The organism is Streptomyces sp. 8L, from assembly GCF_020176795.1.
GTDB lineage: Bacteria > Actinomycetota > Actinomycetes > Streptomycetales > Streptomycetaceae > Streptomyces.
In genome coordinates this window covers 1-8,391 of the sequence record NZ_JAIUKE010000494.1, presented here as the reverse complement: position 1 = coordinate 8,391, position 8,391 = coordinate 1, and the positions used below count along the sequence as shown (strand labels likewise).

Sequence of the window (8,391 nt, the reverse complement as noted above, 5' to 3'; positions counted from 1 at the left end):
CGCGGCCCCGCGGGGGGGGGGCGGCCGCCGCCCCCCCCCCCCCGCCCCCCCCCCCCGCGGCGCGGGGGGCGGGGGGGGCCCCCCCCCCCCCGGGGGCCATTCCTGGGCGGGCGGTCCGGCACCGGACGGCCCGCGCGTGGCGCGCTACTTCTCCAGCGCGCCGTCCACCCGGCGGGGCAGCCCCAGGGGGTTGTTGTCGCGCAGCTCCCGCGGCAGCAGGGCGGGCGGCGTCGACTGGTACGAGACCGGCCGCAGCCAGCGCTCGATCGCCGTGGCGCCCACCGACGTGGAGGTCGACGTGGTCGCCGGGTAGGGGCCGCCGTGCTGCTGCGCGTCCGCGACGGCGACGCCGGTGGGCCAGCCGTTCACGAGGACGCGGCCCGCGAGCGGCGTCAGCGCCTGGAGCAGTTCGGTGGCGCCCGGCACGCTGCCGTCGCCCTCGCCGTCCGACAGTTGGAGCGTCGCCGTCAGGTTGCCCGGCAGCCGCGACAGCACCGTGCCGATCTCGTCCACGGACGTGTAGCGGGCCACGACGGTGACCGGCCCGAAGCACTCCTCAAGCAGCAGGTCGTGCTCCCCCGCCTCGGCGAGCCGGGCCGCCGGGACCGTGAGGAAGCCCGCGCTCACCGTGTGCTCGCTGCCCGCGCCCGGGGTGACCGGCGCCGTGACGTCGTCCAGTTCCGCCCGCTCGCCGATGCCCGCGATGAACGCGTCGCGCATCCGGTGGTCGAGCATCACACCGTGCTCGGTCTCGCTGACCGCCGCGGTCAGCGCCGTGAGCAGCCGGTCGCCCGCATCGCCCGCGGGCGCGAGGACGAAGCCGGGCTTCGTGCAGAACTGCCCGACGCCCGAGGACATCGAGCCCGCGAGGCCCGCGCCGATCTCCTCGGCGCGCTCGGCCGCCGCCGCCTCGGTGATGACGACGGGGTTGAGCGAGCCCAGTTCGCCGTGGAAGGGGATCGGCTCGGGCCGGGCCGCGGCGGCGTCGTACAGCGCGCGGCCACCGCGTACGGAACCGGTGAAGCCGGCCGCCGCGATCAGCGGGTGCCCGACGAGCGCGACGCCCGCGTCGAAGCCGTGCACCAGGATCAGCACGTCCTCCGGCAGGCCGACCTGGACCGCCGCCCTGCGGATCACCGACGCGCACAGCTCGGAGGTCGCCGGGTGGTCGGGGTGCGCCTTGACGATGACGGGGCAGCCCGCGGCGAGCGCGCTCGCCGTGTCGCCGCCGGGCACCGAGAACGCCAGCGGGAAGTTGCTGGCCGCGTAGACCGCGACGACGCCGAGCGGCACCTTGTAGCGGCGCAGGTCGGGCCACGGCGGAGTGCGCGCCGGGTCGGCGTGGTCGATGCGGATGTCGAGGAACCAGCCGTCTTCCACGACCTCCGCGAAGGCGCGGAACTGCGCCGACGTACGGGCCAGTTCGCCGGTGAGCCGGGCCGGGCCGAGCGCGGTCTCGGCGTCGGCCGCCTCGATCACGTGCTCGCCCGCCTCGTCCAGCAGGTCCGCGGCCGTGCGCAGCAGCGCGGCGCGGGTCGTGCGGTCGGCGAGCGCGCCACGGGCGGCGTGCGCTCTGCGGACGGCCTGGTCGACCTCCTCGGCGCTCGCCTCGTCGGCGACGTGCTCGCGCTGCTTCCCCGTGCGAGGGTCGACACTCCAGACTGGTGTTGCTACCACCGCGGCTTCCTTCCCAAGGGCCTGGGCCTGCGGGCCGTTCCGAGGCTGTATTCGCTAGTGTTCGCTATTCTGAACGAGATTCCCGATGGTGAATCCTCAGGGACTCTATTTCCGGCGTTCTGTGTGGTCAAGGCCGTCAGGAGCGGCCAGGAAGAAGGGGCGGGGCGAGGCGTTATGTCGGCTGTGGAGACAAGTGGTGCCGGCGGTGCGAACGGGGCCGCGGGCGCGGGCGGGGCCCAGGTCAAATCCGCCGTGCGGACGGTGGAGTTGCTCGAGTACTTCGCGGGCCGACCCGGGATGCACTCGCTCGCCACCGTCCAGGAAGCCGTCGGCTACCCCAAGTCCAGCCTCTACATGCTGTTGCGCACCCTGGTCGAGCTCGGCTGGGTCGAGACCGACGCGACGGGAACACGCTACGGCATCGGCGTGCGCGCCCTGCTGGTGGGGACCTCGTACATCGACGGCGACGAGGTGGTCGCCGCCGCGCGTCCCGCGCTCGACCGGCTCTCGGACGACACCGCCGAGACGATCCACCTGGCGCGCCTCGACGGCACCAACGTGGTCTACCTGGCGACCCGCCAGTCGCAGCACTACCTGCGGCCGTTCACCCGGGTCGGACGCCGGCTCCCCGCGCACTCCACCTCCCTGGGCAAGGCCCTGCTGTCCACGTACAGCGACGAACAGGTGCGCACGATGCTGCCCGAGCAGCTGCCCGCGCTGACCGAGCACACGATCACCGACCGCGAGGAGCTGATCGAGGAGCTGCGGTCGGTACGGGAGCAGGGTTACGCGGTCGACCGCGAGGAGAACACCCTCGGCCTGCGCTGCTTCGGCGTCGCGATCCCGTACCGCACCCCGGCGCGGGACGCGGTGAGCTGCTCGGTCCCGGTGGCACGGCTGACTCCGGCGCACGAACAGACCGTCAGGGAGGCGCTGTTCGACGCCCGCGACCGGCTGACGATGGCGACGAGGCGCCTGTGACACGGGACGCCCCGGCACCCGGGGTCACCCTGCGAGAGGTCGAGGACGCCGACCTCCCGCTCTTCTTCGCGATGATGCGGGACCCGGTCGCGACCCGGATGGCCGCGTTCACCCCCGAAGACCCCGGCGACCGCGAGGGCTTCGACGCGCACTGGCGCCGCATCCGGGCGCCGGAGTGCACGGACGTCCTGCGGACGGTCCTGGCGGACGGCCGGGTCGCCGGGATGACGGCGCTGTACGGGCCGGTGCCGGGCGAACGCGAGGTGACGTACTGGGTGGACCGCGCGCTGTGGGGACGCGGCATCGCCACGCGGGCCCTGCGTGCGCTGCTGGCCCTGGTCCCGGACGAGCGCCCGGTGCGCGCGAGCGCGGCGGCGGACAACGCGGGTTCGCTGCGCGTCCTGCGGGCGTGCGGGTTCGAGGTCACGGGCACGGGGACGTCCCACGCGAACGCCCGGGGCGGCCCGACCGCCGAACTGCACCTCGTCCTGCGCTGAACACGATCCGGCCTCCGCACACCCGCACGCCGCGAGCCGCAGGGCCGCAAACCCGCGCCGAGCGCGATCCGGTCGCCCAATCGCGCCCCGCACTGAGCGCGGTCCCCTCGCCCAACGCGCCTCGTCCTGCGCCGCGCACGACCCGGTCACCGAACCGCACCACCTCCCGCACCGAGCGCGATCCCACGTCCGCGCCGGCGCCGCACACCCGCACGCCGCGAGCCGCAGGACCGCAGGGCCGCAAACCCGTACTGAACGCGACCCGGTCACCGAACGCGCCGAGCGCGACCCCGCGTCCGACGCGGCGCCGCGCACCCGCACGTCGCAAGGTGCTCGGGCGGTCCGGCCGCCCCCGCGTCGGCCCGCCTTCACTACTTGACCCCGCCAACTCCCGTCGTCCCGATATCCGTTCACCTTCTTGACGCGGACCGAACAACGTCACATCATGCCTCTCACCCTGAGAGCGCTCTCTGAGTGAGAGGCACCCCCATGTCCCGTGCACCAAGAACCCGCCGAGGCACCCGGCAGCCCCGGGCCCGCCTCGCCCTCCTCCTCGGCTTCCTCGTCCTCGCCGCGAGCACCCTGCTCGGCGCGAACGCGGCGAACTCCCGCGCCGACGGGCCCGTCCTGCTGTCGCAGGGCAGGTCCGCCACGGCCTCGTCCACCGAGAACTCCGTCTTCCCCGCCTCCGCCGCCGTCGACGGCGACCCCGGCACCCGCTGGTCGAGCGCCTCCGGCAGCGACCCGCAGTGGCTCACGGTCGACCTGGGCAGCACGCAGGCACTGTCGCAGGCCACCCTGAACTGGGAGACCGCGTACGCGAAGGCCTTCCAGATCCAGACCTCCACCGACAACTCCCACTGGACAACCGTCTACTCGACCACCACCGCCACCGGCGGGACCCAGACCGTCCCCCTCTCCGGCTCGGGCCGCTACGTACGGATGTACGGAACGCAGCGCGCCACCGCGTACGGCTACTCCCTCTGGGAGTTCCAGGTCTACGGGCCGTCCCGGGACAGCGGCGGCGGGACAGGCGACGAGCCCTGCGGCACCGCCACGGCCGCCCTCGGCAAGCCGGCCACGGCCTCGTCCGTCCAGGACCCGAGCTTCACCGCGGGCGCCGCGTTCGACGGCAACGCCGGCACCCGCTGGTCCAGTGCGGCGAGTGACCCGCAGTGGATCGAGGTCGACCTCGGCGCCGCGACCACCGTCTGCGGCGCGCAGCTGACCTGGGAGGCGGCCTACGCGACCGCGTACCAGATCCAGGTCTCCGCGAACGGCTCCGACTGGACGAGCGTCTACTCCACGACGGCGGGCAAGGGCGGCACGGAGAACATCTCCTTCTCCCCCACCAGCGCCCGCTACGTACGGATGTACGGGACGCAGCGCGCCACCGCGTACGGCTACTCGCTCTGGGAGTTCAGCGTGCTGACCCCGGGCGGCACGACGCCGCCGTCCGGCGGCAACGGCGACTGCCCGTGGGTGGGTTCGACCGCTCCCGTCGCCACCCGGGTGGACCAGGTGCTCGCCGAGATGACGCAGGCGCAGAAGATCTCCCTCCTGCACGGCAACGGCAACGCCTCCCCGTACATCGGCGACCTGTCCGGCATTCCGTCCCTGTGCATCCCGGACGTGGGTTTCCAGGACGGTCCGAGCGGGGTCGGTGACGGCATGGGCGGCGTGACGCAGCTGCCGTCGGCCGTCTCCTCGGCCGCGACGTGGAACCCGTCGCTCGTGCAGCAGTACGGGGCCGTCGCGGGCGCCGAGTTCGCGGGCAAGGGCGCGGGCGTGGCGCTCGGCCCCACGCTGAACATCGACCGCGACCCGCGCTGGGGCCGCGCGTTCGAGACGTACAGCGAGGACCCGTACCTGACGGCGTCGATGGCGACCGCCAACGTGCAGGGCCTCCAGAGCCAGGGCGTGATGGCGGAGCCGAAGCACGTCGCCGTCTACAACCAGGAGACCAACCGCAACGGGCCCGCCGACAACGCGATCGTCGACCCGAGGACACTCAACGAGATCTACCTGCCCGGCTTCCAGTCCGTGGTGAGCAAGGGCGCGGCGGCGTCCGTGATGTGCGGCTACTCGACGGTCAACGGCGACTACGACTGCGACAGCGGCGCCCTGCTGAACACCGCGCTCTACCAGGAGGCGGGGTTCAACGGTTTCGTCACCAGTGACTGGGGCGCCGCGCACTCCACGGTGAAGGCCGCCAACAACGGCATGACGATGGAGATGCCCGGCGGCTACTTCTACGCCGACTTCCTGGCGCAGGCGCTGGCGGACGGGCAGGTCAGCCAGGCGACGCTGAACACGATGGTGAGCCGGGTGCTGACGCAGATGTTCGCGTTCGGCCTCTTCGACAAGAAGAACACCGGATCGCCCACCGCGACCGTCACCACCGCGGCGCACCAGGACACCGCGCGGCAGGTCGCCGAGCAGGGCACCGTCCTGCTGAAGAACGACGGCGGCGTGCTGCCGCTGACGTCCGCCACCAAGTCCATCGCGATCCTCGGCGCGGACGGCGGCGCGGGCGTGCAGAGCGTGGGCGGCGGCAGCGCGACGGCCACCAGCTCGGGCACGGTCTCGCCGCTGGACGGGATCAAGGCGCGCGCCGGGACCGGCGTGAACGTGCAGTACAACGACGCCACGGACATCGCGTCGGCGGTCGCGCTCGCGAAGTCGTCGAACGTGGCGATCGTGTTCGCGAGCTACGGCGAGCAGGAGGGCACCGACCTGACCAGCATCGACCTGCCGGGCCAGCAGAACTCGCTGATCTCGCAGGTCGCCGCGGCGAACCCGAACACCGTCGTGGTGCTCAACACCGGCTCGGCCGTGACGATGCCCTGGCTCGGCCAGGTCAAGGGCGTGGTGGAGAACTGGTACGCGGGCCAGGAGGTCGGCACCGCGCTCGCGCGGCTGCTGTACGGGGACGACGACTTCTCCGGCAAGCTGCCGGTGACGTTCCCCAAGAGCCTCGCGGACGTCCCCGCGCACACGAGCGCGCAGTGGCCGGGCAACGGCACGAACGTGCAGTACTCGGAGGGGCTCGACGTCGGCTACCGGTGGTACGACGACAAGAACATCGAGCCGCTCTTCCCGTTCGGCTACGGCCTGTCGTACACGTCGTTCGGCTTCTCCGGGCTCCAGATCGGCGCGGCGGACGGCGCGGGCAACCGTACGGTCACCGCGACCGTGACGAACACCGGGACGCGCGCGGGCGCGGAGGTGGCGCAGCTCTACCTCGGCTCCCCGGCGGCGGGCGAACCCGCGAAGCAGCTCAAGGGCTTCGCGCGGGTGGACCTCCAGCCGGGCGCGAGCGCCCCGGTCTCGTTCACGCTTAGCCCGCACGACCTCGCGTACTGGTCGACGTCGGCGAACGGCTGGACGACCCCGACGGGCGCGTTCAAGGTCCAGGTCGGCGACTCGTCGCGGAACCTGCCGCTGACGGGCACGTTCAGCGTCACGGCGGCGTCGGCGGCGCGTGCCGCCAAGGCGGCGCCTGCCGCGGTGGGCGGTACGTCGGGCAAGCTCACCCTGGCGAACCCGCACGGCATGAGCAGCCCGGCGAACGCCCCGGTGTCGCTGCCGGTGAAGGCGTCGGCGGCGGACGCCGCGTACACGGCGGCGGGCCTGCCGAAGGGCCTGACCCTGACGAAGGACGGAGTGATCACCGGCCGGGCCACGCACCGGGGCACGGACACGGTGACGGTCACCGCCACCACCCCGGCGGGCGCGCGGGCCACGGCGACCTTCGTCTGGACGGTCACCTGAGGGCGGCCGGCGCCCGCTGAGGGGCGCCGCACCGTGAAAGCCCCGGCCCCGGAGGGAAGCACCCTCCGGGGCCGGGGCGTGAGCCGGCTGTCGCGCTGCGGCCCTCACGTCCTGAGGTAGGAGGCCCCGTTGAGATCCAGTACCGTGCCGGACGCCCACTCCGCCTCGTCCGACGCGAGCCAGAGCACCGCCGCCGCGACCTCCTCCGCCGTCGCCACCCGGCCGAACGGGCTCTGCGCGCGGATCGCCTCGCCCTCCGCCCCGCTCAGCCGGTGGGCGACCCGTTCCGTCCCGATGAAGCCGGGCGCGACCGAGGCCACCGCGATGCCGTGCGGCGCGAGCGCCACCGCGAGCGACTGGCCGAGCGCGTGCAGCCCGGCCTTGGAGGCGCCGTACGCCGGGTAGTCCGGCTCGCCGCGGAAGGCGCCGCGCGAGCCGACGTTGACGATCCGGCCGCGGGCGCCGCGCTCCACCATCCGCCCGGCCAGGCGGTGCGCGAGCAGCGCGGGCGCGGTCAGGTTCACCGCGACATGGCGCTGGACGTGCTCGGCGAAGTCGTCGTACGACGTCGTCAGCGGCGGGTGCGCGGCGTTGACCGCCGCGTTGTTGACGAGGACGTCCACGCCGCCGAGGCCCTCCTCCGCCGCGTCGGCGACGCGGGCCGCGCCCGCCGGGTCCGACACGTCGCCGCCGACGAGGACATGTCCGGTGCCCGGCAGTGCCGCCAGCGTCGCGCGGGCCTCCTCCTCACTGCTGCCGTAGTGCACGGCGACCCGGTCGCCGCGGGTCGCGAACGCGGTGGCGATCGCCCGGCCGAGACCCCGCGCGGCGCCCGTGACGAGGACGCCGCGCCCCTGGGCGGTCACAGGGCCTTCGCGGCGGGCTTGACCATGTCGCGCACCGTACGGGCCTTCACGAAGTCGCCCATCGCCGTCATCTCCCACTCTCCCGAGAACTGCTTGATCAATTTCGCCATCATGACACCGGTCTGCGGCTGGGCTCCCGTCAGGTCGAAGCGGACCAGTTCCTCGTCGGTGGCGGCGTCGACCAGGCGGCAGTACGCCTTGGCGACCTCGGTGAACTTCTGCCCGGAGAAGGAGTTGACGGTGAACACCAGGCCCGTGGCCTCCGCGGGCACCCGGCCGAGGTCGACGACGATGACCTCGTCGTCGCCCGCGCCCTCGCCCGTGAGGTTGTCGCCCGAGTGCTTGACGGCGCCGCCGAGGATGGTCAGCTTGCCGAAGTAGCAGCTGTCGAGGTGTCCCCGGTCCGGGCCGAACGCGATGACGGACGCGTCCAGGTCGATGTCCTTGCCGCCGAACGCGGGCTCCCAGCCGAGGCCCATCTTCACGCGGGAGAGCAGCGGGCTGCCGCCCTTGACGAGGGAGACGGTCTGGTTCTTCTGGAGGCTGACGCGCCCCTTGTCGAGGTTGATCTTCCCGCCGGCGGCCGGGGCGGGGGG

Annotated in this window: 6 protein-coding genes; 3 read left to right on the top strand and 3 right to left on the bottom strand. The window is 73.5% G+C overall.

Translation table 11 applies throughout. The features are described from left to right. Positions 1-144: 144 nt before the first annotated feature. A complete protein-coding gene (locus LCE31_RS32290) occupies positions 145-1,677 on the bottom strand; it encodes an aldehyde dehydrogenase (NADP(+)) (protein ID WP_225020742.1) in 1,533 nt (510 codons plus the stop codon). A 183-nt stretch (positions 1,678-1,860) separates the two neighbouring features. Between LCE31_RS32290 and LCE31_RS32285 the strand changes: the two genes are divergently transcribed. The 3 genes from LCE31_RS32285 to LCE31_RS32275 all read left to right on the top strand — a co-directional run bounded on the left by LCE31_RS32285 (position 1,861) and on the right by LCE31_RS32275 (position 6,929). Continuing rightward, positions 1,861-2,658, top strand: coding sequence for an IclR family transcriptional regulator (locus LCE31_RS32285; RefSeq protein WP_225020740.1), 798 nt, complete (start codon positions 1,861-1,863; stop codon positions 2,656-2,658). After that, positions 2,655-3,155, top strand: a complete 501-nt coding sequence (locus tag LCE31_RS32280) for a GNAT family N-acetyltransferase (protein WP_225020738.1) — start codon at positions 2,655-2,657, stop codon at positions 3,153-3,155. Before LCE31_RS32285 ends, LCE31_RS32280 begins: the two co-directional genes overlap by 4 nt. A gap of 489 nt (positions 3,156-3,644) precedes the next feature. Continuing rightward, positions 3,645-6,929, top strand: coding sequence for a glycoside hydrolase family 3 C-terminal domain-containing protein (locus LCE31_RS32275; protein ID WP_225020736.1), 3,285 nt, complete (start codon positions 3,645-3,647; stop codon positions 6,927-6,929). Positions 6,930-7,033: 104 nt separating this feature from the next. Here LCE31_RS32275 and LCE31_RS32270 read toward each other — a convergent pair whose 3' ends face one another. Beyond that, on the bottom strand, positions 7,034-7,795 hold the full coding sequence (locus LCE31_RS32270) for an SDR family NAD(P)-dependent oxidoreductase (protein WP_225020732.1): 762 nt from the start codon (positions 7,793-7,795) through the stop codon (positions 7,034-7,036). Then, positions 7,792-8,391: TerD family protein (locus LCE31_RS32265; protein ID WP_225020730.1), on the bottom strand; the 600-nt coding region annotated here is incomplete at its 5' end. The genes LCE31_RS32265 and LCE31_RS32270, both read right to left, overlap by 4 nt.

Bases quoted from the DNA above. Each gene is read 5' to 3' on its own strand.
- LCE31_RS32275 (WP_225020736.1), top strand. From the start codon at position 3,645: ATGTCCCGTGCACCAAGAACCCGCCGAGGCACCCGGCAGCCCCGGGCC.